Genomic DNA, 23054 nt, shown 5'->3' on the forward strand with positions numbered 1-23054 from the left:
CATGAACACCAACGCGAACGACCCCCGCCCCCTGTACACCCGCGCCACCGAGCAGGCCGCCGCCCTGATCAGGACGGTACGGCCGGAGCAGTTGGCCGGTCCGACCCCCTGCGCGGAGTTCGACGTACGGACCCTGCTGAGTCATCTCGTCGGCGGCACCCACCGGATCGCTACGGTCGGCGAGGGCGGTGACGGCATGGCCGTCCACCCCTTCGTGGACGGCGTCGACGACAAGGGCTGGACGGCCGCGTACGACGAGGCCCGCGTCCGGGTCCGCGCCGCCTGGGCGGACGACGCCCGGCTGGACGCGCTGGTCCGGGTCCCGTGGGGGGAGGCACCGGGCCGGATCGCGCTCTCGGGCTATGTCATGGAGAACGTCACCCACGCCTGGGACCTCTCCGAGGCGCTGGGCCACCCCATCCAACTCGACCCGGAATTGGCCGAGTTCGCGCTCGCCATCGCCCGCCGGGTCCTCCCCGACGCCGAACGGGACGCGGACACCCCCTTCGCCACGGCACAGGCGGCACCTGAAGGAGCCGACGCGTACGGCCAGTTGGCGGCCTGGCTGGGGCGGAAGCCGGTCAGCTGAGCCGGGCCCGCGCCAACTGCCGTGACTGCGCCACCAGTCGGTCCCCGCTGTCCCAGATCTCCGCGTCCTCCTCCAGGAAACCGCCGGCCAGGTTGCGGGTGGTGATCGACACCCTCAACGGTCCCGGTGCGGGGCGGGCGCGGACGTGGACGGTGAGTTCCACCGTGGGGACCCAACCCTTGAGGCCGATCTCGAAGGCGGTCGGGGGGAGCGCGTCCACCGCGAGGAGCAGGGACAACGGGTCCGCGTCGCGACCGTCCGCCAGGCCGAACCAGGAGCGCATCTCGCCCTTGCCGGAGGGGGCGCCCAGGGCCCAGCCGAGGGTGGACGGGTCCAGCTTGAGCATCAGGCGGTCGGCGATCGCCGAGCTGCCGGAGACGGGGGTGGGGCCGTCCTCCGGGCCGAAGCACTGGTCCATGGGCGGGAACACCGGCGGGCGAGCCGTCGTACGGACGTCGTCCGGGAGGGTGTCCAGGTTGCCGTAGGACGCCAGGACCCGGATGCGTTCGACCTCCGCGCCCTCTTCGTCGTACTGGAAGAGGGAGGCCTGGCCCGTGGAGAGGGTGCGGCCGGTGCGGACCGTGTCCGTGCGGATGACCGCCGGGCCGGGCTGGGACGCCGTCAGGTAGTGCGCGGAGATCGTGAACGGGTCGCTGTGCGGGAGGGCGTCCGCCAGGGCTCGGCCCAGGACGGCGAGGAGGTAGCCGCCGTTGACGGCGCTGATGATCGTCCAGCCGGCCGAGAGGTCGATGTCGTAGACGCCCGGAGCGCGACGGGTGACCGCCGTGTCGCGGTCGAACTCGCTGTCGCCGATCGTGGCCCGTCTGGCCCGCGCGGGCGCCGGGGCGGGTGCTGCTTCTCGCATGGATGAACCGTACAACAGGTGATTACTAAGCGGTAGCTTTGTTGTTGCGGGCAGATGAAAATACCGGCAGGTTGTCGGCCGGTCGGGTGAGGAACCGGCAATTTCTTGGTAAGTGTCCGAACTCGTCCGTGACCCGTGGCCCGTGATCCCCCTCTTTGGGGACATGAGCCTCACCGGGACCTCGTTCCTCTACACCGCCGTCGTGCTGACGATCGTCGCCCTCATACTGCCGCTCGTGCTGTGGTCGCGGATGCGCGGCCCCAAGGCCGTTCGCGTGGCGGCACGGGCCCTGATGCTGCTGTTCGCCCAGGCCACGGCCGTCACCCTGGTCTTCGTCATGGTCAACAACCAGAACAACCTCTACGACAGCTGGGCCGACCTCCTCGGCACCGGCAACCACGTCCAGCAGGCCGCGAATCTCGGCAGGAACGGCACCGGAAACATCTCGCTGAATCGGCTGCCCAAGGTGAAGCAGGCCTTCTCGCCCGCCGAGGGTCCCGGCATGCGCGCGGCCGGCGGGGTCGAGGTCACCCAGCTCAAGGGCCGGGTCTCCGGCGTCGACGCCGAGGTGTACGTGTGGCTGCCACCGCAGTACAAGGAGCCCGCCTACCGGCACCACAAGTTCCCGGTGGTGGAACTGCTGCCGGGCTATCCCGGCTCGGCGAAGGCCTGGTTCGGGTCGCTGCACGCGAACGAGCAGCTGCTGCCGCTGATGAGGAGCGGGCGGGTCGCGCCGTTCATCCTGGTCGCGCCGCGCACCAACCTGCTGGCCGGCGTCGACACCGGCTGCGCCAACATCACCGGCACGGTCAACGCCGACACCTGGCTGAGCGTCGACGTACCGAAGATGGTCATGGACAACTTCCGCGCCGAGCTCGCCCCTTCGGGCTGGGCGGTGGCCGGTTACTCGGCCGGCGCGCACTGCGCGGTCAAGCTCGCCGTCGCCCACCCGGACCGCTACCGCGCGGCCGTGGGCATGTCCGGCTACAACGACCCGATCGGCGAACGCAATTCACTGGCCGCCGCGAGCCCGGCCCTGCGCGCCGCGAACAACCCGTACCTGCTGCTGAAGGGGAAGAAGACCCCGCCGCCGATCGCGCTGTACATCTCCGGCGAAGCCGGCGACGGCTACGAGGCGGGCACGGCCCTGGCGTCCGTCGCCGAGGCGCCGACGACCGTGCACGTGGTGTTCCTGCCGCGCAGCGACGGCGGTCACACGATGGCGCTGTGGCGGCCGCAGGTGAAGGCGGTCTTCCGCTGGCTGACCCTGGAGATGGGCAAGAACCATCCGCACGCGAAGACCGGGACCACCACTACTCCTCACGCACGGTCGACCTCCGGTTCCACGCACGCGGAGCTCGCCAGTGGAACCGCATCGCGAGCAGGCGCAGCACGAAAGCGGTGACGACCGCGAGCCCGCTGGTGAACGGGCCCAGCACGTCGTAGCGGATGCACATGGCGACCATGGTGGCGCCGACGATGGCGGGGACCGCGTACAGGTCGCGGTCCCAGCGGAGCAGGGACGGAGTCTCGTTGGCCAGGACGTCCCGCAGCACACCGCCGCCGACCGCGGACCCGAGACCGAGGGCCACCGAGGCGGTCAGGCCGAGCCCGTAGTCGTACGCCTTGACCGTGCCGGTGACACAGAACAGGCCGAGGCCGGCCGCGTCGAAGACGTTGACGCCGGACTGGATGCGCTCCACGTGCGGATGGAGGAAGAAGACGAGGAGCGCGGCGAAGAGCGGGGTGCTGAAGTAGCCCAGGTCCGTGAAGGCGGCCGGGGGCACCGCCCCGATGATGAGGTCGCGGAACACCCCTCCGCCCAGCGCGGTGACCTCGGCGAGCACGGCGATGCCGAACACGTCGAAGTTCTTGCGGACGGCCAGCAGCGCGCCGGAGATCGCGAACACGAAGATGCCGACGAGGTCGAGCGTGTGCTGGACGGAGGGGCTGAACAGTTGCTGAAGCACCCCACATTGTTACTCGCGGGGGATCCACAGGGGCCCAGGTGGATCTACAGGGTGGGCTTGCCCGGGGTGTACAGCCAGGTCCGGAACAGGTCGTCGAGCTGCTGCCCGCTGACCTTCTCGGCGAGCTTGATGAACCCGGCGGTGTCGCCGTTGCCGTAGCGGTGGAGTTTCGTCCAGGCGGGCAGCAGCTTGAAGAACGCGGTGTCGCCGATGCGTTCGCGGAGCATCTGGAGGGTCATCGCGCCGCGCTGGTAGACGCCGGAGGCGAACATGGTGTCCCGCTGCGGATCGGCCACGACGGTCTGCCAGAAGGAGCTGTCGGCGGGGCGGGAGTTGTAGCCGGCCAGGAACGAGTCGTGCGCGGTGCGGGTGCCCTGGTGCTCGGCCCACAGCCACTGGGCGTAGGTCGCGAAGCCCTCGTTGAGCCAGATGTCCTTCCAGTGCGCGACCGACACGGAGTCGCCGAACCACTGGTGGGCCAGCTCGTGCACGATCGTCGTCTCGTTGCGCACGGCGGAGTAGGCGGGCTTGCTCTGCACCTCCAGCGAGAACCCGGCCTGCGGCATGTCGTCGACGATCGCGCCGGTCTCCTCGAAGGGGTACGGCCCGAAGAGCTGCGACCAGTAGTCGGTGGCGGCGGCGGTCACGGCGTACACGTCGACGCTGTTGCTGTTGGCGAGGACGGGGTCGATGGCGACGTAGATGGGGATGCCGCCGGGCGTCTTCCCCGTCCTGACGTCGAACTTCCCGATGGTGGCGGTGGCGAGGTAGGTCGCCATGGGCTTGCTCTCGCGCCAGTGGGTGTACGTCGAGTCGCCCTTGCTGTACGTCGAGACGAGCCGGCCGTTGGAGACTCCGGTCAGGCCCTTGGGGGCCTTGATGCGGATGTCGTAGGTGGCCTTGTCGGAGGGGTGGTCGCTGGACGGGAACCAGGTGGAGGCGGCGTTGGGTTCGCAGGCGACGAAGACTCCGTCGGGGGTCTTCATCCAGCCGTAGTCGGAGCCGAACACGATGGGGCCGTTGAGGGGTTCGGGGACACCGCCGTAGGTGACGCTGACGGTGAAGTCCCTGCCCTTGCGGAGGAAGTCCCGCGGGGTGATGCGCAGTTCGTCGCCGGTGCGGGTGAACTGGGCCCGTCTTCCGTTCACTTGGACCTTGGTGACCTCCAGCTTCTGGAGGTCCAGGTCGAAGGAGGAGAGGTTCTGGGTGGCACGGGCGGTGAGCGTCGTACGCCCGTCGAGGCGGTCGGTGTCGGGGTTGTAGGCGACGTCGAGGGCGTAGTGCCGGGCGTCGAAGCCACCGTTGCCGAGTTGGGGAAAGTAGGGGTCACCGATGCCGTCGGCGCCGGGGGTGGGGGCGGAGGAGGCGGCGATGACAAGAAAAGAGGCCGCCGCTGTCGCGAGGGCCCCCAGACGTGCCGAACGGGAGAGTGCCATGAGTCGTCCCTTTCGGGTGCGTTTCCGATCAGACGGACGCGCTCGACTCTGCACTCTCCCGTTTCGACATGAACATGACTTTACCAACTCGTCATGTGCTACTTGGCAGTTGACTCCTGATCGCCGGATTCCGCTTCGGGGGAAGCGGCGGCCGGGGTTTCGGGGGTCTCCTGGGAGGAGGCGGCCGGGGTGTCGGCGACGGGCCGCTCCGCCGCGGTCTCCGCCGACTCCGCATCGGCGGCCTCGGGCGCCTCCGCCGCGGATTCCTCGGCGTCCGCCGGAGATTCGACGGCAGCCGTGGATTCGGCGGCAGCAGGCTCCGCGATGACAGCCGCTGCCGGCGCCGAAGGCTTCTCGGTCGCGGCGGGCGCGACCGCCGCCTCGGTCACGGCAGCGACCTCGGCCACCTCAGCCTCGGCTTCCGGCTCGGCCTCCGCTACCGCGTCGGCCTTGGCTCCCGCCCCGGCCTCCGCCGCCTTCTCCAGGACCGCCGCGCCCACCAGTTCCACCGCTTCCTTCGCGGCGGTCAGCAGGACGGTGTCCTGCGGGGCCTGGTCCGCGAAGTTCTCCGGGTGGTGGCAGGCGACCCGCTGGCCGGGCCGGAGCTCGATCAGCTGGGGCTCCTTCGTCCGGCAGATCTCCGTGGCCTTCCAGCAGCGCGTGTGGAAACGGCAGCCGCTGGGCGGGGAGATCGGCGAGGGGACGTCGCCCTTGAGCAGGATGCGGTCGCTCTTGGCGCCCCGGCGCTTGGGGTCCGGCACCGGCACGGCCGACATCAGGGCCTTGGTGTACGGGTGCATCGGCGACTCGTACAGCTTGGTGCTGTCGGCGAGTTCGACGATCTTGCCGAGGTACATCACCGCGACGCGGTCCGAGACATGGCGGACGACGGAGAGGTCGTGCGCGATGATCACGTACGTCAGGCCGAGCTCCGTCTGGAGGTCGTCCATGAGGTTGACGACCTGCGCCTGGATCGACACGTCGAGCGCCGACACAGGCTCGTCCGCCACCACGAGCTTCGGCTTCAGGGCCAGCGCGCGGGCGATGCCGATGCGCTGGCGCTGGCCGCCGGAGAACTCGTGCGGGTAGCGGTTGAAGTGCTCGGGGCTCAGACCGACCAGCTCCAGAAGGCGCTGGACCTCCTTGCGCACCCCGCCCTCGGGCTCCACGCGCTGGAGCCGGAACGGCGCCGAGACGATCGAGCCGATGGTGTGCCGGGGGTTCAGGGAGCCGTACGGGTCCTGGAAGATCATCTGGATGTCCCGCCGCAGCGGACGCATCCCGGCCGAGTTGAGGGTCGTGATGTCCTGGCCCTCGAAGTGGATCGAGCCGCCCGTCGGGTCCTGGAGCCGGGTGATGACCCGGCCCATGGTCGACTTGCCGCAGCCCGACTCCCCGACGACGCCCAGGGTCTCGCCCTTGCGCACCTCGAAGTCGATGCCGTCGACGGCCTTCACCGCGGCGACCTGACGCTGCAGGATCCCCTTCTTGATGGGGAAGTGCTTCTTCAGGCCCTCGACCTTGAGCAGCACCTCACGTTCCTCCGAGGAGGCCGCCTGCTCCGGTACGACCGCGGTGGCGGTCTGTTTGTTCGTATCGCTCACAGCTTCGGCGCAATCTCTTCGGTCCAGATCCGCGTACGGTCCTCAGCCGGGAGGTGACAGGCGGACCAGTGCCCGCCGGGGACCAGCTCCAGCTCGGGGCGCACGGTTCGCGTGACGTCGCCCTTGGGGATGTCCGCGTACGGGCAGCGCGGGTGGAAGGCGCAGCCCGAGGGGACGTTGATGAGGCTCGGCGGCTGGCCCTTGACCGGGATGAGCCGCTCCGAGGTCTCCCGGTCGATGCGCGGCATCGAGCCCAACAGGCCCCAGGTGTACGGGTGTTGCGGCTTCTCGAAGATCTCGTCGACGGGACCGCGCTCCACGCACCGGCCGCCGTACATGACCAGGACGTCGTCGGCGATCTCGGCGACGACACCGAGGTCGTGGGTGATCAGGACGACCGCGGAGCCGAACTCCTTCTGCAGATCCCGGATGAGGTCGAGGATCTGCGCCTGGACGGTCACGTCCAGGGCGGTCGTCGGCTCGTCCGCGATGAGCAGTTCGGGGTTGTTGACCAGGGCCATCGCGATCATGGCGCGCTGGCGCATACCGCCGGAGAACTCGTGCGGGTAGCCGTCGACACGCTTGGCCGGCTCGGGGATGCCGACCCGGTCGAGCATCTCGATCGCGCGCTTGCGGGCGACCTTCTTGCTGACGTCGTGGTGGACCCGGTACGCCTCGACGATCTGGTCGCCGATCTTGTAGTACGGGTGCATCGCGGACAGCGGGTCCTGGAAGATCATGGACATCTGCTGACCGCGGAGCTTGCGCACCTCGTCCGGCTGGGCGCCCACGAGTTCCTGGCCGTCGAGCCAGATCTCGCCGGTCATCCGCACGTTCTTGCCGCGCGGGCCGAGCCGGTGCAGGCCCATGATCGCCAGCGAGGTGACGGACTTGCCGGAACCCGACTCGCCCACGATGGAGAGGGTCTTGCCCTTCTCCAACGAGAAGCTGAGCCCGTCGACGGACTTGACCACGCCGTCGTCGGTCGGGAAGTGCACCTTGAGGTCGCGGACTTCGAGGAAGGCGTTCGGGGCGGACTTGGCCGTGTCGACGGGCTCGCCGACCGCGGCGCCTGTTTTGGAAAGGTCGGTCACGAGAGCCTCACCCGCGGGTCGGCGGCGGCGTACAACAGGTCCACCAGAAGGTTTGCGATCACTACGAAGAACGCTGCGAGCAGGGTCACGCCGAGGATCGGGGGCAGGTCGTTGCTCTCGATCGACTGCACCGCGTACTGGCCGATGCCGTGCAGGGAGAACACCGACTCGGTGATCAGCGCACCGCCGAGCAGCAGACCGAGGTCCATGCCGAAGACGGTGATGATCGGCGTCAGGGCGGCCCGCAGACCGTGCTTGACGACGACGTTGCGTTCCCGCAGGCCCTTGGCGCGGGCCGTGCGGATGAAGTCCTCGTTCATCGTCTCCAGCATGCCCGAGCGGGTGAGCCGCGCGTAGATGGCGGAGTAGAGGAGCGCGAGCGAACACCACGCCGGGAACAGCGTGTTGGCCCACTGCGCGGGGTTCTCGGTGAACGGGACGTAGGTGCGGCCGAAGATCGGCCACTGGTACGTGAAGAGCAGGATGGCGAGGTTGCCCGTGAAGAACATGGGCAGCGAGACACCCGCGAGCGCCACGCCCATGAAGGCGCGGTCGAAGAACGACCGCGGCTTGAGCGCGGAGATCACACCGACCGTGACACCGGACAGCAGCCAGAGCACGGCGGCGCCGGAGGCCAGCGAGATGGTGACCGGAAGGCGGGAGGTGAGCTGCGGCCAGACCTCGACGTGGTCCTTGAAGGAGTAGCCGAAGCAGGGCGCGTCGCAGTGCACCGTGGTGGGGCCGAGGTTGTAGGTGGCGCCCGCCACGATCCCCTTGATGAAGTGCCAGTACTGCAGGTAAAGGGGCTGGTCCAGACCCAGGTTGTGCTTGACCGCGGCGATGTCCGCCGCCGACGGGCTCTTCCCGATGTACTGCTGGGCCAGCTGGTCCGCGGTCTGGCCGGCGAGCCGTGGCAGCAGGAAGAAGATGCCGAAGGTGACCGCGGAGACGACCAGCAGCAGGATCACCGCTGCGACCGTCCGACGGAGAATGTACGAGATCACGGGGATCGGCGCTGGTGCCCGCGGGCCGCAAAGCCCGCGGGCACCAATGCCTTCACCTGCCTTCCGGGGCTACGACTACTTCGCGGTGCCGATGTTGAGGTAGTCGTACTGGCCGCTGAAGGCCGCCGTCGACACCAGGTTGCTGTAGTTCGCCGGACGGGCCAGCAGGACCTTGAAGTAGGTCAGCGGAACGAGGGCCGCGTCGCTCATGGTCTGCTTGTCGATCTGGGCGTACATGCTGTTACGGGTGGTCACGTCCTCGGTGCCGATGGCCTTGGCGAGGAGGTTGTTGACCGTCTTGTTGTCGTACTGCGACAGGTTGGTGTTACCCGAGGCACCGATCGCCTCACCGTTCAGGATCTGCTGCTCGAAGCCGTAGCCGGAGGGCCAGTCGGCACCCCACTGCATCATGATCAGGCCGATGTTCTGCTGCTCGGTGAACTTCGGGACACCCGCGTAGTCGGTGAAGTACTTGCCCGACGGGTACTGCTTCAGGCTGGCGTTGATGCCGACGGCCTTCAGCGAGTTGATGATCGCGGTGGCCGCGGAGATCTCCTGCGGACGGTCGCTGCGGGCCGACAGGTTCGTCGAGATCGACGTCTTGCCGCAGGCCTTCAGCTGGTCCTTGGCCTTGGCGACGTCACCCTTGTTGCCGGTGGTGGCGTACTGGTCGGCCTTCTCGTAGCCGGTGATGTCCGGCGGCAGAACGGTGCTGGCGATCTCACCGCGGATCGGGCCGCCCTCGGCGGTCTGCACGGAGACCTTGTCGATGGCGTACTCGACGGCCTTGCGGCAGGCCACGTTGTCGAACGGCTTCACCTTGGTGTTGATCGCCATGTAGACGAGACGGCCACCGAAGGTGTTGTCCGTGCCGGCCTTCTTGTCGGCGGAGGTCAGCAGCTGCGCCTGGGTCGCGGCCTGGACACCCGTACCGCCCATGTCGATCGCGTCGCCCGCGAGGACGTCCTTGTCGATCGTGTCGGCGTTGACCTTCAGGTTCACGACGATCTTGTCCGGGTACTGCTTGCGCAGCGGGTCCGTCTTCGGGTCCCAGTTCTTGTTGCGCACGAGGGTGGCCGACTTGCCGTCCTCGTAGCTGGAGAACTGGTACGAGCCGGAGGACACGATGTTCTTGACGTAGTCGACGCCCTTGTCCTTCGCCTGCGGCACCGGAGCCGTCTGCGGCGCCGCGACCAGGTAGTCGAACTCCTGGAAGGCCGTGTTCAGGTGGAAGACGATGGTGGTGTCGTCCGGCGTCGCGATGGACTTGAGGCCCTCGGCGCTCTTGTCCTTGTACGGGCCCTTGTAGTCCTTGCCGCCGACCAGGAACTGCTGGAAGTAGTTCGGGCCGAGGGAGAGGACGTCACGCGCGAAGTTCGAACGCTCGACGGCGTACTTGACGTCCTTGGACGTGATCGCCGTGCCGTCCTGGTACTTCAGGCCCGAACGCAGCTTGTACGTCCAGGTCTTGCCGCCGTCGCTGGAGACACCCTTGCTCGCGGCGAGGTCCGGGACCAGGGTGTTCCCCTTGGAACCGGGGCCGGGCTCGAACGTCATCAGCGGCCGGGCGTACAGCCGGCTGAAGTTGTACATGTACGCGTAGTACGTGTTGCCCGGGTCGAACGAGTCCGGAACGTCGGACAGTTCGTAGGTGACCGTCCCGCCCTTGTGCGTAGAGGCGTTGACGACGTCCTTGGTCGCTGCGTTGGCCCCAGCCGCCTTCGTACCACCGTTGTCACTCTTACTGTCATCGGCCTTGCTGCAACCTGCCATGAGCAGTGTCGCGGAGCCGATGGCCGCAACTGCGGCCAGCGCTGACCTTCGCATGATGGTCTGCTTCCTCCATTGTCGGAAACTTGATGGACTCTCGGGTGCGGGCCCTAGCGGCTGCGGGGGTCGAGAGCGTCACGGAGACCGTCGCCCAGCAGGTTGAACGCCAGGACGGTCACAAAGATGGCGAGGCCGGGAACGATCATGTACGCGGGGTCGACCTCGTAATAGGTGACCGCGTCCCGCAACATGCCGCCCCAGGATGCCTGCGGGGGCTGGATACCGACCCCGAGGAAGCTGAGGGACGCCTCGAAGAGGATGTTCGTCGGGATGAGCAGCGTCGAGTAGACGATGATCGGGCCGACCAGGTTGGGCAGCAGCTCCCGGAAGAGGATGTACGGCCCCCTGGCGCCCATCCCCCGGGAGGCGTCCACGAACTCCCGCTCGCGCAGGGCGAGGGTCTGACCGCGGACGATCCGGCCCAGGTAGGGCCAGTTGAAGAAGCCGATGACGAAGATCAGCACGCTCAGGTGCAGCGGCAGACCGCTGAGGCCGAAGGCGCCGCCCTGCAGGGTCGCCGAGATCGCGATGGCGAAGAGCAGCAGGGGGAAGGCGAGGAAGGTGTCCATCAGGCGGCTGATGATCGAGTCGACCCGGCCGCCGTAGAAACCCGCGACGACGCCGAGGATCGTGCCGATCACGTTCGACAGGATCGTGGCGCCGAAGGCGACCACCAGCGACACCCAGGAGCCTTCGAGGATGCGGGTGGCGACGTCCCGGCCGAACTGCGGGTCCACGCCGAGCGGGTGGTCCCAGCTCATGCCGCCCCAACCGCCCTTGGGCAGCGAGGTGTTGGCGTCGATCAGGTTCTGGTGGAAGGCGTCGGGATCCAGTCCGAACATCGACTGGATCGGACGGGAGAGTGCCGCGACCAGGATCAGCAGGACGACGATGACGCCGCCGGCGACGGCGACTCTGTCCTTCTTGAACCGGGTCCAGGCGATCTGTCCAAGGGAACGGCCCTCGATCTGCCCCTTCTCGGCGCCGACGAGCACAGCCTCCGGCTGCGCCCCGGCTTCCGCCCCCGTGGTCTCGATCGGTGCGGTCACTGTGACCCGACCCCTCTCGCCGGTGGTTACCGGCTTACGCCTGCCGCGGATTAGCGGCTTTGTCGACTTGCTGTGGACATGGGTCCCTGGACCCTGTGTCTGAGTCGCGAGTCTTCAGCGTGGCTGCGATCACCCGCCAGGTCTGACGGCGAAAGTATGCGCAACCGTGATGCTTAACTAGGGATTCCGTTATCCGAACAGTGGGTAACGCCCCCCGGACGCCGGGCACTTGGGACAGAACGGAAATTCGGCGTCTTTCGGGGCACCACACCGCCGTCTACGCGCGAAGAAAAGTGTCGTAGACGTAAATCCTGCGGAGAAGCTGAGAAGAGGACTCGCGGGCTCAGTATCCACCACGGACGGGTGGGTATCCGTACCCACCCGCCTGGGCGGGCGCCGCGTGGGCCTCGCGGTCGTAGAACGGGCGGGCGTTGGCGCGCAGCCACAGGGCCACCGGGTCGTACTCGTCGGACATCGCCACGGTCGAGACCGGCAGCCCGTCGGGGACCGCGCCGATCGACTGCTGCATCATGCCGCGCACCGAGTCCACGGCGGGCGGACTGGTGTCGTAGACGTCCAGGCCGATCGCGAGATACGGCGCTCCGAGCGCGGGCTGCACCCAGGCGCGGCGCAGGGCGCGGACCGCCGGGGTGCGGTGGGCGTTCTGCGTGAGCGTGGCGTAGAACTGCGGGATCTCGATACCCGGCTCCGACAGCCGCAGGGGCCCGGCCGGCTGGCGCTCCAGGCCGGTGGCGATCCGGCGGAGGTCCAGCCAGGGGATGCCGACGCCGCCGCCGGGGGCGTGCGGGTTGAGCCAGAGGCCGAAGTGGTCGGGGTAGAGGGTGCGGGCGACATCCAGGCCGTCGACCACCTCGTAGGAGCGGTTCCAGCCGCTCGCCGACAGTTCCTGGGCGGAGGTGACGCAGGGGGCGTAGCCGTACTTGTCGACCTGCATGTTTCCGTACTGGGCGTCCGGGGAGCCGGACTGGCCGTGCCACAGGAGCATCCAGATCTGACCGGAGTGGGGGGTCGCGAGGGCGCGCAGGAGCGCCTCGTAGGCGTCGTAGCGCCCGGGCGTCACCTGGCGCAGCATGTGCTCGACCTGGCCGGTCGCGGTGCCGCTGGCGCTCACGTGTCCGCTCCTTTTTGTAGGTGCCCTGTGATGGGGAACAGCTTAAGCGCCCAAGGGGTGGGGGCCTTGTGTGCGTTGGCGAGCGCGGGTCGCTCGTGGCCGGGTGCGCAGTTCCCCGCTCCCCTGAAGGGGCGCCTCAGTGACCCTGTGTATAGAAGGGGCGCACTGTCTGCCTCATCCAGTCCGCCACCGGGTCCTGGGTGACGTCCAGCAGGACCAGGTTGACCTGCCACTGGACCGTGACCTGGCCCAGCGCCCGCGCCAACGCCTCCATCGGGGCCGCTCTCAAGTCGCCGTCCCAGTTGGTGAGTTCGACGCCCACGAACATGACCGGGGCGGCCGTCTCGATCGAGGCCAGGCAGCGGCGGGCCGAGCCGACCACGCCGATCGCCGCGAACTCGGCGGAGGCCGCGGCGAGGAAGTCGACCGGGTCGTCCTGCCAGTCGGGTTCGAAGAGGCGGACGCGGCCACCGCTGGTGGGGCCGTCGAGGGCGGTGCGGCCGATGCGGCACAGCTCGGCCACCGCGAGAGGCGGGAGCGGGACGCCGACCATGCCGCCCGGGTTCACCGCGATGCCGACCTGCGGGGGCAGCCCGCGGGCGAACTCCACCGCCGGCGCGATCGTGAACGACAGATGCGAGCCGACGACCTGGCGGAACTGCTCCTCGGAGCTGAAGACCGGGACGAACGCCTGTCCCTCGATGTCCAGTGTCGGCAGGTCCAGGGGGCCGCTCTGCGGGCCGCCGCCGCTGGGGAGCGGGACCCAGACGAAGCTGCGGCCGAGCACCTCGACGATCCGGCCGCCGGCCGAGGGCATGCCGAGGGACGCGGAGAGCACCTCCTCCAGCTCGTTGCCCGGCCATCCGCCGTGCGGATGCGGGTGGGGGTACGCCTGACCTGGGAAGTCCGCCGGGAAGTCCATCTACCTACCGCCTGCTGGTGAAACCGCCTGCTGTAACCCTGCTGTGGCTGAAAAGGCTAGCGGCTCAGTCCGCGAAGTCGATCCGGCGCAGCACGTCCGCCGCGTCCCGGTCCAGGAGGACCGCCGAGTCGACGCCCCGGGGCAGATCACCGCGCTCCACCGCCCGCAACAGCCGGGCGGCGGCCCTGCGGTGGCGCAGGAACGCGTACCGCGAGACCCCGCGTCCGCGCTCGCGCTGGCCACCGAGCGCGGTGTCCGGGCTGACGTCGAGGAACACCAGGTGCAGCGCGCCGCCCCGGCGCCCGGCGGCGCGGGCCAGCCAGCCGCGCACCCACGTCTGCGTACCGCAGTCGTGCACGACGGCTCCGGACGCGGAACGCAGGGCGCGGTGCAGTCCCGCGTAGTGGGCGAGACGGACCAGGGGGCGGTAGACCGCGTACGGGAGGAGGCCGGGGGTGCGGAACATGCGGGACATGCCGGCTTCCCAGCGGTCCCGGGTGTCCTGGCTGTCGACGCGGACGCCGTCGGCGCCCGCCACCGCGCGCCGCATCAGCGTGGACTTGCCGCTGCCGGGCAGGCCGGTGACCACGACCAGGTCGCGGGGGCCGAAGCGGAGTCCGTACGGGCTGTGTCCGCCGCGCTCGCGGAGATCACGGACCGTCGGCACCGGGCGGGCCGGGCATGCCTCCCTGGCCGGAGCCGAGGGCTGCTCGGGCAGCGCTACGGCCGAGGTCGTGGCGTACACCGTGGTCCTTGTCACCGTGATCGTCCTCCCTGCGGGGTCGGGAAAGGTTCTCCCCACTGAACGTAAAGAGAAGGTAATGCACGGTGTCTCGCGGTTCCGTTCGCGTCCGGCCACAGGCCTGTTACAAAGCCTGTGCGATGATGTGCCCGCCTAACTGCATACCGGCCGCTTGAATCCGCGCGGGAGAGTCCCCAGCCAGCTGTTGCTGGGGCGCCGAAGGAGCAAGTCCCTCCCTTGAATCTCTCAGGCCCCGTTACCGCGCGGGCGAGGCACATCTGAAAAGCGGACCGCCGGCGACGGTGGTCCCACCCAAGGTGCAACCCATGTTCCGCGTGCGGTCATGGCGAACCTCTCAGGTCCCGATGACAGATGGGGAGGAACGACCTCGCCGTCATGCCTTGGGAGACCGACCGATGAGCAGTACCGCCACCCCCGAGAAGCGCCGTACCGCGCTCGACGCGCTGCACCGCTCGCTCGGTGCGACGATGACCGACTTCGCCGGCTGGGACATGCCCCTGCGCTACGGCTCGGAGCGCGACGAGCACCTCGCCGTCCGCACGAAGGCCGGCCTCTTCGACCTCTCCCACATGGGCGAGATCACGGTCACCGGACCGCAGGCCGCCCAGCTCCTCAACTACGCCCTCGTCGGCAACATCGCCTCCGTGGGCCTCGGCCGCGCCCGCTACACCATGATCTGCCGGGCCGACGGCGGCATCCTGGACGACCTGATCGTCTACCGGCTGGCCGACACGGAGGCTGCGTCTTCCACCTACATGGTGGTCGCCAACGCCTCCAACGCCCAGGTGGTGTTGGACGCGCTGGTGGAGCGTGCCGAGGGCTTCGACGCCGTCGTCCGCGACGACCGGGACGCGTACGCCCTGCTCGGCGTCCAGGGTCCCGAGTCCCCCGGCATCCTCAAGTCGCTCACCGACGCCGACCTCGACGGCCTGAAGTACTACGCCGGTCTGCCGGGCACGGTCGCGGGCGTCCCCGCGTTGATCGCCCGCACCGGGTACACCGGCGAGGACGGCTTCGAGCTGTTCGTCTCCCCCGCCGACGCGGAGAAGTTGTGGCTCGCGCTGACCGAGGCCGGAGCCCGGGTCGGGCTGATCCCGTGCGGCCTGTCCTGCCGCGACACCCTGCGCCTGGAGGCGGGCATGCCGCTGTACGGGCATGAGCTGTCGACCTCGTTGACGCCGTTCGACGCGGGGCTCGGCCGGGTCGTGAAGTTCGAGAAGGACGGCGACTTCGTCGGGCGTACTGCCCTGGAGGCCGCCGCCGAGCGCGCCGCCTCGCAGCCGCCGCGCGTCCTCGTCGGGCTCGTCGCCGAGGGCCGCCGGGTCCCGCGCGCCGGGTACCCCGTCGTCGCCGCCGGCCAGGTGATCGGCGAGGTCACCTCCGGCGCCCCCTCCCCCACCCTGGGCAAGCCCATCGCCATGGCCTACGTCGACGCCGCGCACTCCGCGCCGGGCACGACCGGTGTCGGCGTGGACATCCGGGGCAGTCACGAGCCGTACGAAGTCGTGGCGCTGCCGTTCTACAAGCGCGAGAAGTGACAGTCGTCGTAGCGTCACGTCCGTGACCCGGGGCGGATCGCCCCTGTCCGCCGATGTCCTCCGTAGTACCCCATTCATCAGCACTCCCCCGCGTACAGGAGAATTCAGGCCATGAGCAACCCCCAGCAGCTGCGCTACAGCAAGGAGCACGAGTGGCTGTCGGTCGCCGAGGACGGCGTCTCGACGGTCGGCATCACCGAGTTCGCGGCCAACGCGCTCGGCGATGTCGTCTACGCCCAGCTCCCCGACGTCGGCTCCACGGTGACCGCGGGCGAGTCCTGCGGTGAGCTGGAGTCGACGAAGTCGGTGTCCGACCTGTACTCGCCCGTCGGTGGCGAGGTCACCGAGATCAACGAGGACGTCGTGAACGACCCGTCGCTGGTGAACTCGGCCCCCTTCGAGGGGGGTTGGCTGTTCAAGGTGCGCGTCGCGGAGGAGCCGGGCGACCTGCTCTCCGCCGACGAGTACACCGCGTTTTCCGCCGGCTGAGGAGTCGTACACCTGATGTCTGTTCTGAACACGCCCCTGCACGAGCTCGACCCGGACATCGCCGCGGCCGTCGACGCCGAGCTGCGCCGGCAGCAGTCCACGCTGGAGATGATCGCCTCGGAGAACTTCGCTCCGGTCGCGGTCATGGAGGCGCAGGGCTCGGTCCTCACCAACAAGTACGCCGAGGGGTACCCGGGCCGTCGTTACTACGGCGGCTGCGAGTACGTCGACGTGGCCGAGCAGATCGCGATCGACCGGGTCAAGGAGCTGTTCGGCGCCGAGTACGCCAACGTGCAGCCGCACTCGGGCGCCTCCGCGAACCAGGCCGCGCTGTTCGCGCTGGCCCAGCCCGGCGACACCATCCTCGGCCTGGACCTGGCGCACGGCGGCCACCTGACCCACGGGATGCGGCTGAACTTCTCCGGCAAGCAGTTCAACGTGGTCGCCTACCACGTGGACCCGACGACCGGTCTGGTCGACATGGCCGAGCTGGAGAAGCTCGCCAAGGAGCACCGCCCGAAGGTGATCATCGCGGGCTGGTCGGCGTACCCGCGCCAGCTGGACTTCGCGGAGTTCCGCCGGATCGCGGACGAGGTCGAGGCCTTCCTGTGGGTCGACATGGCGCACTTCGCGGGCCTGGTCGCGGCCGGGCTGCACCCGAACCCCGTCCCGTACGCGGATGTCGTCACGTCCACGACCCACAAGACGCTGGGCGGCCCGCGCGGCGGGATCATCCTGGCGAAGAAGGAGTTCGCGAAGAAGCTGAACTCCTCCGTCTTCCCGGGCTTCCAGGGCGGTCCGCTGGAGCACGTGATCGCCGCGAAGGCCGTCTCCTTCAAGGTCGCGGCGACCGAGGACTTCAAGGAGCGGCAGCGGCGTACCGTGGAGGGTGCGCGGCTGCTGGCCGAGCGCCTGGTGCGGGACGACGTGAAGGCCGTAGGGGTCGACGTCCTGTCCGGTGGTACGGACGTGCACCTGGTCCTGGTCGACCTGCGCACCTCCGAACTGGACGGTCAGCAGGCCGAGGACCGCCTCCACGAGGTCGGTATCACGGTCAACCGGAACGCCGTCCCGAACGACCCGCGGCCCCCGATGGTCACCTCGGGCCTGCGCATCGGCACCCCGGCGCTGGCGACCCGCGGCTTCACGGCCGAGGACTTCGCCGAGGTGGCGGACGTCATCGCCGAGACGTTGAAGGCGCCCGCTCCCTTCGGGGAGGCCGAAGTGGCCGCCCTCAAGGCGCGGGTGACCGCGCTGGCCGAGAAGTACCCGCTGTATCCCGGGCTGTAGTCGCCCGCTGGGGGCGCCGCGCACACTGGAAGGTGTGCGCGGTGTCCTACCCCTTGCACCACCCCGCACGTCTTGCGTTCTGAGGAGTCACCGTGGCCATCTCGGTCTTCGACCTGTTCTCGATCGGCATCGGCCCGTCCAGCTCCCACACGGTCGGCCCGATGCGGGCGGCCCGCATGTTCGCGCGCCGGCTGCGCAACGAGGACCTGCTGGACTCCGTCGCCTCCGTCCGCACCGAGCTGTACGGCTCCCTCGGCGCGACCGGCCACGGCCACGGCACCCCGAAGGCGGTGCTGCTCGGCCTGGAGGGCGAGTCACCGCGCACGGTCAACGTGGAGAAGGCGGACGAGCGGGTCGAGCAGATAAAGGAGGCGGGCCGCATCCGCCTCCTGGGCGAGCACGAGATCCCGTTCTCCTACGACTCCGACCTGAAGCTGCACCGGCGGAAAACCCTGCCGTACCACGCGAACGGCATGACGCTGTGGGCGTACGACGCGGCGGGCACCGAGCTGTTGTCGAAGACGTACTACTCGGTGGGCGGCGGTTTCGTCGTCGACGAGGAAGCGGTGGGCGCCGACCGCATCAAGCTGGACGACACGGTCCTCAAGTACCCGTTCCGCACGGGCGACGAGCTGCTGCGCCTCACCCAGGAGACCGGCCTGTCGATCTCCGCGCTGATGCTGGAGAACGAGCGCGCCTGGCGCACGGAGGAGGAGATCCGGGCCGGGCTGCTGGAGATCTGGCGCGTGATGCAGGCATGCGTGTCGCGGGGCATGTCGCGGGAGGGCATCCTGCCGGGCGGCCTCCGGGTCCGCCGCAGGGCCGCCATGTCGGCACGCCAACTCCGGGCGGAGGGCGACCCGTTGGCGCACGCGATGGAGTGGATCACGCTCTACGCGATGGCCGTGAACGAGGAGAACGCGGCGGGCGGGCGCGTGGTGACGGCCCCGACGAACGGCGCCGCCGGCATCATCCCGGCGGTCCTGCACTACTACATCAACTTCGTGCCGGGCGCCGACGAGGAGGGCGTGGTCCGCTTCATGCTCTCCGCCGGCGCCATCGGCATGCTCTTCAAGGAGAACGCCTCCATCTCCGGCGCCGAGGTCGGCTGCCAGGGCGAGGTGGGCTCCGCCTGCTCGATGGCGGCGGGCGCGCTGGCCGAGGTCCTCGGCGGTTCCCCGGAACAGGTCGAGAACGCGGCCGAGATCGGCATGGAACACAACCTCGGCCTCACCTGCGACCCCGTCGGCGGCCTCGTCCAGATCCCCTGCATCGAGCGCAACGGCATGGCCGCGGTGAAGGCGGTCACCGCGGCGCGGATGGCGATGCGGGGGGACGGGTCGCACAAGGTGTCCCTCGACAAGGTCATCAAGACGATGAAGGAGACCGGGGCGGACATGAGCGTGAAGTACAAGGAGACGGCCCGGGGCGGGCTCGCGGTGAACATCATCGAGTGTTGAGGGAGTGGAGGCCGAACAGCGGGTTCTTGTCTTTCAGCGCTATCGGGGCCTTCCCTGCTCACACGGCGGAAAGTCCCTGGAATCTCCCTGGGATGTCTCCCAGGACAGGCGCCTGACCTGAGGAATCGCAACACCTTCGATGGCCGCTCCGCTTCGCGCAGGCCGTCGACAACCGCGAGGATGTATCAAATCGATCCCCTAATGCCAACATAGGGGCACCATTCGATACAGAGTGCTGCGGAGAACTCACGCCTGGAGCAGCGACTGGCCGGCCTCGCCCCCACGTTCACGACGGCACAGGCATGTCAGGCCCTGCTCTCTCCCCCCCCCCCCGTGATCTGGCGTCCTTGGTCGCGGCGGGAGAGATAGACGAACTGTCCCGGGGGGTCTACCGACGGGCAGACGCACCAGAGACAGCGCACGCCGATCTGCTGGCCGTGTGCGCGCGGGCTCCGCGCGCCGTCGTGTGCGGCGAGTCCACCCTGGCCCTGCATGAGCTCATCGACGACATCCCCACAGCGGTACACATCGCTGTGCCACGCGGTACACGCCGCCCCACGATCTCCTACCCCCCAACCGTGGTGGCGCAGTACGCCCCGGCGACCTTCGCCCTCGGCGTCGAACGATTCGAAGCAGCCCCGGCAGAGACCGTCCCCATGTACAACGCCGCCCGCAGCGTCGTCGACGCCATGCGCCACCGCAGCCGTATCGGCGAGACCCTCGCCCTGTCCGCACTCGGCCGCTACCTGCGCTCCAACGGCCGTAGCGGCGTCGGCGAACTCCACCATGTCGCAAGCGAGTTGGGTGCTCTCTCCGTCATCCGCCCTGCCGTCGAGGCGATGCTCGCCTGATGGCCGACCCCACGCGTGACACCACCGCCGGCCGCGTCTACAACGACCTGCGCAACCTGGCCCGCCGCACCAGCCGCTCAACAGACGAAATCATGGTCGAGTACGTCCTCGAACGCTTCCTCTACCGCCTGGCCGCATCGCCCCTCGGCCGCGAACACTTCGTCCTCAAGGGCGGCCTGCTCCTCGCCCAGTTCGGCGCACGCCGGATGACCCGCGACATCGACATCCTCGGCCGCTCGTTCCCCGGCACCGAGACCGAGACCGAGACCGTCCACAGGATCGCGGCCATCGCCGCTACCGGGATCGACGACGGAGTCGTATTCGATCCCGCGACGCTGAAGACCGTGCCCATCCGCCGTCGGTGCGCCACACTTCTCCGTTCCGGGCGATGCCCCGAAGCGACAGGGAAAAGTCGACGGTCACCGGCGGCCCGCGCGGACCGGGCTCGCCGAGGTGCCCGAGTTGGTCAGGGAGTCGCGGGACGCGGGCATGAAGGTCGACCTCGACATGGGCGGCGTCGGACCGGGCAGCGGTAACGGTGGCGGTCCCGCGGGTATCGCCGGACTCGCCGCCTACCGGTTCGTGCAGGAAGGGCTGACGAACGCGAGGAAGCACGCCCCCGGTACGCCGGTCAGGATCACGGTGGCGGGCGGCCCCGGCGACGGGCTCACCCTGGAACTGACCAACCCGGCCGATCCCGCCCACCCGGCGGGACGAGGTGGCCCGCGCGACGGCGTCCCGGGTTCCGGGCAGGGGTTGATCGGTCTCGCGGAACGCGTCGCGCTGGCGGGCGGCCGGTTCGGTCACGGCAGGGACGGAGCGGAATACGCGCTTCGGGCCTGGCTACCCTGGCCCGCATGATCCGTGTGCTGCTCGTCGACGACGACCCGCTGGTCCGCTCAGGACTCCGCCTCATGCTCAGCGGCGCCGACGACATCGAGGTCGTGGCCGAGGCGGCGGACGGCGGCGAGGTGCCCGCCCTGGTCGACGAGCACGCCCCCGACCTGGTGCTGATGGACATCCGGATGCCGGGCGTGGACGGCCTGAGGGCGACCGAGCTGCTGCGGGCCCGGCCCGGCGCACCGGCCGTCGTGATGCTGACGACCTTCAAGGACGACGAGCAGGTCCTCGGTGCGCTGCGCGCGGGCGCGGCCGGTTTCCTGCTCAAGCACACCCCGCCCGCCGAGATCGTCGCGGCGGTGCGCCGGGTGAAGGCGGGCGAACCGGTGCTCTCCCCCGCGGTGACCGAGCAGCTCATCGCCCGGGTCACCCAGGGCGGCGATACGACAGGCCCGCGTCGGCCGGAGACCGCCGAGGCCAGTATCCGCCTCGACCGGCTGGGCGACCGGGAACGCGAGGCCGCCGTGGCCTTCGGCCGAGGCAGGACCAACGCGGAGATCGCGGCCGAACTGTACATGAGCATGGCCACCGTCAAGGCCCATGTCTCCCACATCCTCACCAAGCTGGAACACACCAACCGGGTCCAGATCGCCCTGACCGTGCACTACGCGGGGCTGGTCTGAGCGGCACCCTCCCGTCTCGGCTTCCAGGGCGACGAGTTGTGGTGGACCGAACCCCGGCCGCGGGAAGACGGACACCGTGAGCACGAGCGGGTCGTTTCCGTCGGCCGTCGGTACTTCCCTGTGAGAACCGCCCACGCGCCGCCACGAGGACTATGCTGCTGTACGCACGTCCCAGACCCCGGCGGCTCGTCGTAGCTCGGTACAGATGCTCGACACAGATGGTCGCGGGAAGCGGATTCTTCGTCCGTCACCCGGCGCATCCCCGTACGCCCCCCTGTCGGCAGCGCGCCCTCGGCGCCGGAACTCCCGTCGCCACCACGCCCGTTGCCGGATGGTCCCCCGAACCGAGGCGTCATGCCCCGCACGCAGCTCACCGTCTACCGCCATGACCGAAGGAAACGGGCACTGATCACCCTGGTCGGCGAGATCGACCTGGATTCGGCCCCGCTGGTGCGCACGGCACTGGTCGAGTGCCTGCGCGACGGCATCCGTACCCTCGACGTCGACCTCACCCCCGTCTCCTTCTGCGACTGCAGCGGCCTCAACGTCTTCCTCCACGCGGCACAGAAGGCCGCCGAAGTCGGAGGCACCCTGCGCCTGCACCACCCGCCACCGACACTCGGCCTGATCCTCGACCTCACCGGCTCCCAATTCCTGCTCCTCGGCGTGCCGTTGGGGTGTCTGTCCTCCCCTGTCGACGGTGTCCCGGACCCTGCCACCGCCCACACACCGCCGCACCCAACCCTTCCCCTCGCCTCCCTGCTCTCGGGCGACGTACGGTGACCGCCCGGCCGGGGCGGATCCGGACCCCTCCCACGAGGGGCCCAACAGACTTACAGACGCCGGGACTTGGGGACGACCTCCGGACGCGGTGGCTCGCATGAGGGCCGACAGTCGGTCGGCCCGGATCCAGGTGCTGGTCGCCGAGCAGGCGGCGCGGCGTGGTGGGCGGGCCGCCGTGGTGGACGTGTGCACCGCCGCCGTGTCCGCGCTCCCGGTCGGCGGGGCGGGGCTGTCCGCGATGTCCCGCACCGCGGCGAGCCATCCGCTGTGCAGCACCGACGACATCAGCGAGCAACTGGAGGAACTGCAACTGACGTTGGGCGAGGGCCCGTGCGTGGACGCGTTCCTGGACGGTTCGGCCGTCCTGACGCCGGACCTCCTCACCGGTCGACTCCAGGACCGCTGGGCGGTGTTCGCGGACGCGGCCCTGGAAGTCGGGGCACGCGCCGTCTTCGCCCTCCCTCTGCAAGTGGGCGCGATCAGCCCGGGAGTCCTGGACCTGTACGCCGACGTGCCGACCGTACTGGACGCCGAACAGCTCGCCGACGCCCTCGCGTTCGCCGATCTCGCGACGCTGCTCCTGCTCGACGCCCGGATCGACGGGACGGGCGGACCGTCCGGCCAACAGGCCCCGTCCGAGAGGGACTTCGGGGACCTGGACGGATACCGCGCGGAGATCGACCAGGCCACCGGCATCCTCACCGTCCAGCTCGGCATCGGCATCGACGAGGCCTTCGTACGACTGCGCGCGCACGCCTATATGCGGGGGCGCCGGCTCGCCGACGTGGCCGCAGACGTCGTGGCCCACCGGCTCCGATTCTCCCCGCACGCCGAGCCGGACCATGACGACGAGGACACCTGA

The 23054-nt window shown here is 69.4% G+C and carries 23 protein-coding genes and 2 riboswitches; of the genes, 12 read left to right on the forward strand and 11 right to left on the reverse strand.

Annotated features, from left to right (window positions below; all coding sequences use genetic code 11):
- Window position 1: 1 nt before the first annotated feature.
- A complete protein-coding gene (locus tag OG226_RS16620; RefSeq protein WP_329349335.1) occupies window positions 2-589 on the forward strand; it encodes a TIGR03086 family metal-binding protein in 588 nt (195 codons plus the stop codon).
- Here the strand turns inward: OG226_RS16620 and OG226_RS16625 are convergent.
- Window positions 582-1454 (reverse strand): thioesterase family protein, encoded by an 873-nt coding sequence (locus tag OG226_RS16625; RefSeq protein ID WP_329349336.1) that lies wholly within the window; start codon window positions 1452-1454, stop codon window positions 582-584. The two genes, OG226_RS16620 and OG226_RS16625, sit on opposite strands and share 8 nt — an antisense overlap.
- Window positions 1455-1617: 163 nt before the next feature.
- On the opposite strand from OG226_RS16625, the gene OG226_RS16630 reads away from it, so the two are divergent.
- Entirely contained in the window at window positions 1618-2859 is a 1242-nt protein-coding gene (locus OG226_RS16630; protein ID WP_329349337.1) for an alpha/beta hydrolase, read from the forward strand.
- Here OG226_RS16630 and OG226_RS16635 read toward each other — a convergent pair.
- The 10 genes from OG226_RS16635 to OG226_RS16680 all read right to left on the reverse strand — a co-directional run bounded on the left by OG226_RS16635 (window position 2768) and on the right by OG226_RS16680 (window position 14261).
- A complete protein-coding gene (locus OG226_RS16635) occupies window positions 2768-3424 on the reverse strand; it encodes a trimeric intracellular cation channel family protein (RefSeq protein ID WP_329349338.1) in 657 nt (218 codons plus the stop codon). The genes OG226_RS16630 and OG226_RS16635 overlap by 92 nt on opposite strands.
- Before the next feature lie 44 nt (window positions 3425-3468).
- Window positions 3469-4860, reverse strand: a complete 1392-nt coding sequence (locus tag OG226_RS16640; RefSeq protein WP_328678901.1) for a M1 family metallopeptidase — start codon at window positions 4858-4860, stop codon at window positions 3469-3471.
- A 98-nt stretch (window positions 4861-4958) separates the two neighbouring features.
- Window positions 4959-6464, reverse strand: a complete 1506-nt coding sequence (locus tag OG226_RS16645; protein WP_329349339.1) for an ABC transporter ATP-binding protein — start codon at window positions 6462-6464, stop codon at window positions 4959-4961.
- On the reverse strand, window positions 6461-7558 hold the full coding sequence (locus tag OG226_RS16650; protein ID WP_328678903.1) for an ABC transporter ATP-binding protein: 1098 nt from the start codon (window positions 7556-7558) through the stop codon (window positions 6461-6463). The genes OG226_RS16645 and OG226_RS16650 overlap by 4 nt, the downstream gene beginning before the upstream one ends.
- Window positions 7555-8562 carry an ABC transporter permease gene (locus tag OG226_RS16655; RefSeq protein ID WP_033282771.1) on the reverse strand — a complete coding sequence of 336 codons (1008 nt, stop codon included), beginning with the start codon at window positions 8560-8562 and terminating at the stop codon, window positions 7555-7557. Before OG226_RS16655 ends, OG226_RS16650 begins: the two co-directional genes overlap by 4 nt.
- Window positions 8563-8637: 75 nt before the next feature.
- Window positions 8638-10389, reverse strand: a complete 1752-nt coding sequence (locus OG226_RS16660) for an ABC transporter substrate-binding protein (protein ID WP_328678904.1) — start codon at window positions 10387-10389, stop codon at window positions 8638-8640.
- Between the two features lie 53 nt (window positions 10390-10442).
- Window positions 10443-11441 carry an ABC transporter permease gene (locus OG226_RS16665; RefSeq protein WP_328678905.1) on the reverse strand — a complete coding sequence of 333 codons (999 nt, stop codon included), beginning with the start codon at window positions 11439-11441 and terminating at the stop codon, window positions 10443-10445.
- Between the two features lie 343 nt (window positions 11442-11784).
- A complete protein-coding gene (locus OG226_RS16670; RefSeq protein WP_328678906.1) occupies window positions 11785-12573 on the reverse strand; it encodes an enhanced serine sensitivity protein SseB C-terminal domain-containing protein in 789 nt (262 codons plus the stop codon).
- A 136-nt stretch (window positions 12574-12709) separates the two neighbouring features.
- Window positions 12710-13495, reverse strand: a complete 786-nt coding sequence (locus OG226_RS16675) for an enhanced serine sensitivity protein SseB (protein ID WP_328678907.1) — start codon at window positions 13493-13495, stop codon at window positions 12710-12712.
- A gap of 64 nt (window positions 13496-13559) precedes the next feature.
- Window positions 13560-14261, reverse strand: coding sequence for an AAA family ATPase (locus OG226_RS16680; protein WP_329353409.1), 702 nt, complete (start codon window positions 14259-14261; stop codon window positions 13560-13562).
- Between the two features lie 149 nt (window positions 14262-14410).
- Window positions 14411-14509: riboswitch (glycine riboswitch) on the forward strand.
- Window positions 14510-14619, forward strand: a riboswitch (glycine riboswitch).
- A gap of 34 nt (window positions 14620-14653) precedes the next feature.
- Here OG226_RS16680 and gcvT point away from each other — a divergent pair.
- From gcvT to OG226_RS16730, 10 genes are all read left to right on the forward strand, one after another.
- Window positions 14654-15796 carry a glycine cleavage system aminomethyltransferase GcvT gene (gene gcvT, locus OG226_RS16685; RefSeq protein ID WP_329349340.1) on the forward strand — a complete coding sequence of 381 codons (1143 nt, stop codon included), beginning with the start codon at window positions 14654-14656 and terminating at the stop codon, window positions 15794-15796.
- Between the two features lie 111 nt (window positions 15797-15907).
- Window positions 15908-16285, forward strand: coding sequence for a glycine cleavage system protein GcvH (gene gcvH, locus OG226_RS16690; protein WP_019058529.1), 378 nt, complete (start codon window positions 15908-15910; stop codon window positions 16283-16285).
- A gap of 15 nt (window positions 16286-16300) precedes the next feature.
- The gene (gene glyA, locus OG226_RS16695) at window positions 16301-17575 is read left to right on the forward strand and encodes a serine hydroxymethyltransferase (protein WP_328678909.1); all 1275 of its coding nucleotides are present in this window, start codon (window positions 16301-16303) and stop codon (window positions 17573-17575) included.
- Window positions 17576-17667: 92 nt separating this feature from the next.
- Window positions 17668-19035 carry an L-serine ammonia-lyase gene (locus OG226_RS16700; protein ID WP_328678910.1) on the forward strand — a complete coding sequence of 456 codons (1368 nt, stop codon included), beginning with the start codon at window positions 17668-17670 and terminating at the stop codon, window positions 19033-19035.
- 578 nt (window positions 19036-19613) lie between these two features.
- On the forward strand, window positions 19614-19886 hold the full coding sequence (locus OG226_RS16705; protein WP_329349341.1) for a hypothetical protein: 273 nt from the start codon (window positions 19614-19616) through the stop codon (window positions 19884-19886).
- Window positions 19886-20422 carry a nucleotidyl transferase AbiEii/AbiGii toxin family protein gene (locus OG226_RS16710; protein WP_329349342.1) on the forward strand — a complete coding sequence of 179 codons (537 nt, stop codon included), beginning with the start codon at window positions 19886-19888 and terminating at the stop codon, window positions 20420-20422. Before OG226_RS16705 ends, OG226_RS16710 begins: the two co-directional genes overlap by 1 nt.
- On the forward strand, window positions 20376-20747 hold the full coding sequence (locus OG226_RS16715; protein ID WP_328678913.1) for a sensor histidine kinase: 372 nt from the start codon (window positions 20376-20378) through the stop codon (window positions 20745-20747). Before OG226_RS16710 ends, OG226_RS16715 begins: the two co-directional genes overlap by 47 nt.
- Window positions 20744-21409 carry a response regulator transcription factor gene (locus OG226_RS16720; protein ID WP_329349343.1) on the forward strand — a complete coding sequence of 222 codons (666 nt, stop codon included), beginning with the start codon at window positions 20744-20746 and terminating at the stop codon, window positions 21407-21409. Before OG226_RS16715 ends, OG226_RS16720 begins: the two co-directional genes overlap by 4 nt.
- A gap of 354 nt (window positions 21410-21763) precedes the next feature.
- Window positions 21764-22192: an STAS domain-containing protein gene (locus OG226_RS16725; RefSeq protein ID WP_329349344.1), complete on the forward strand. Its 429-nt coding sequence runs from the start codon at window positions 21764-21766 to the stop codon at window positions 22190-22192.
- A gap of 97 nt (window positions 22193-22289) precedes the next feature.
- Entirely contained in the window at window positions 22290-23054 is a 765-nt protein-coding gene (locus OG226_RS16730; RefSeq protein ID WP_329349345.1) for an ANTAR domain-containing protein, read from the forward strand.

It is taken from the genome of Streptomyces sp. NBC_01261 (assembly GCF_036226385.1).
Taxonomy (GTDB): Bacteria; Actinomycetota; Actinomycetes; order Streptomycetales; family Streptomycetaceae; genus Streptomyces.

What these genes read in the sequence shown, in the direction of transcription:
- OG226_RS16620 (WP_329349335.1), top strand. Translation starts at nt 2, where the DNA reads ATGAACACCAACGCGAACGACCCCCGCCCCCTGTACACCCGCGCCACC.
- OG226_RS16625 (WP_329349336.1), bottom strand. Translation starts at nt 1,454, where the DNA reads ATGCGAGAAGCAGCACCCGCCCCGGCGCCCGCGCGGGCCAGACGGGCC.
- OG226_RS16630 (WP_329349337.1), top strand. Translation starts at nt 1,618, where the DNA reads ATGAGCCTCACCGGGACCTCGTTCCTCTACACCGCCGTCGTGCTGACG.
- OG226_RS16640 (WP_328678901.1), bottom strand. Translation starts at nt 4,860, where the DNA reads ATGGCACTCTCCCGTTCGGCACGTCTGGGGGCCCTCGCGACAGCGGCG.
- OG226_RS16660 (WP_328678904.1), bottom strand. Translation starts at nt 10,389, where the DNA reads ATGCGAAGGTCAGCGCTGGCCGCAGTTGCGGCCATCGGCTCCGCGACA.
- OG226_RS16675 (WP_328678907.1), bottom strand. Translation starts at nt 13,495, where the DNA reads ATGGACTTCCCGGCGGACTTCCCAGGTCAGGCGTACCCCCACCCGCAT.
- gcvT (WP_329349340.1), top strand. Translation starts at nt 14,654, where the DNA reads ATGAGCAGTACCGCCACCCCCGAGAAGCGCCGTACCGCGCTCGACGCG.
- gcvH (WP_019058529.1), top strand. Translation starts at nt 15,908, where the DNA reads ATGAGCAACCCCCAGCAGCTGCGCTACAGCAAGGAGCACGAGTGGCTG.
- glyA (WP_328678909.1), top strand. Translation starts at nt 16,301, where the DNA reads ATGTCTGTTCTGAACACGCCCCTGCACGAGCTCGACCCGGACATCGCC.
- OG226_RS16710 (WP_329349342.1), top strand. Translation starts at nt 19,886, where the DNA reads ATGGCCGACCCCACGCGTGACACCACCGCCGGCCGCGTCTACAACGAC.
- OG226_RS16715 (WP_328678913.1), top strand. Translation starts at nt 20,376, where the DNA reads ATGAAGGTCGACCTCGACATGGGCGGCGTCGGACCGGGCAGCGGTAAC.
- OG226_RS16720 (WP_329349343.1), top strand. Translation starts at nt 20,744, where the DNA reads ATGATCCGTGTGCTGCTCGTCGACGACGACCCGCTGGTCCGCTCAGGA.
- OG226_RS16725 (WP_329349344.1), top strand. Translation starts at nt 21,764, where the DNA reads ATGCCCCGCACGCAGCTCACCGTCTACCGCCATGACCGAAGGAAACGG.
- OG226_RS16730 (WP_329349345.1), top strand. Translation starts at nt 22,290, where the DNA reads ATGAGGGCCGACAGTCGGTCGGCCCGGATCCAGGTGCTGGTCGCCGAG.